Below are 1040 nucleotides of genomic sequence, written 5' to 3' on the forward strand. Positions count from 1 at the left end.
TATGATTATCCGCTTGTATACAAGTAGGGGCAAATGCTTGCAATAACCAGTCTGTCAAAGAGTTTTTCACCAAAGTATCTTCTGTTTAGTTTATAGCAGAATTCATTGAGATAGTTTTGAAGCATCTTTTCTGAAACCATATGGTACTTCGTTAGATCCCTTTTAAGGTTGCTTATTGCTATATGTGCCCATTTGAGGTTGAACTTGCCCTCTTTTGTGGAGGATAGTTCGCTTACATGAACATCGATACAATCTTCTATGTTAGAATAAGTCGTACTTTCATCAGTCTGGAGCACGGCTTTTTTGTCTATCAGTCCTTTTATCAGTTTTTCGGCTGTTTTTGCCTTCAAGTTATCTATTTTGACCATCTTGAAATATCTGCAGCTTTTGTCCTTTTCTCCGGTAATTAAGTCTTCAAGAATAGATGATTCAGCCATGACAGCGACGGAAGCTTGTTTTTGGCTTCCACGGCCTTTCTTCAGCTTCGTCTTTTCGGAAGATTTTGTTGCCTTGCTTACAAAAGCCTCATCATATTCGACCATATCCTCAAGTTTATATTGGCTGTCACGTTTACCCATTGCTTCCCGGAGCTTGTGATACAGTCTGAAAACAGTCTCGTATCTGCTATGACCCATCTGCCTCTGTAGTTCAAGGCAGCTAAATCCCTTCTTGGTTGCACTTACAAGTGTCATTGCAAGCAACCAGGTCCTCAATGGCAACTTACTGTTTTCCATAATAGTACCATTTTTCAGCCCTGTCCTAAATTCACAATGTTTACATTGGAACATATTGAGGGAATTAAGCCAGTAGTGATCCCTGGAATTACATTTCTTGCATATGACACCTTCTCTTTCCCTTTGTTCCTTCAAGTAATGAATGCAACTTGCCTCATCAGGATATCTTTCATTGAATTGTAGAATATTCATGGCATTCTTATTTATTTACAGCCAATTAAACACTTACAATTCAGCCCTGAAAGTTATTGACACTTATTGTCAAAGTATAAAATTTGCCCACTTGTATGTAGGCGGATATTCATA

The 1040-nt window shown here is 38.4% G+C and carries 1 protein-coding gene; it reads right to left on the reverse strand.

Going from position 1 to position 1040, the window contains the following annotated elements:
• Nucleotides 1-5: 5 nt before the first annotated feature.
• Complete coding sequence (locus A33Q_RS00005; protein WP_009036504.1) at nt 6-926, reverse strand: IS1595 family transposase; 921 nt, start codon at nt 924-926, stop codon at nt 6-8.
• Nucleotides 927-1040: the final 114 nt, after the last annotated feature.

This window comes from Indibacter alkaliphilus LW1, from assembly GCF_000295935.2.
Classification (GTDB): domain Bacteria; phylum Bacteroidota; class Bacteroidia; order Cytophagales; family Cyclobacteriaceae; genus Indibacter; species Indibacter alkaliphilus.

What these genes read in the sequence shown, in the direction of transcription:
- A33Q_RS00005 (WP_009036504.1), bottom strand. Translation starts at nt 926, where the DNA reads ATGAATATTCTACAATTCAATGAAAGATATCCTGATGAGGCAAGTTGC.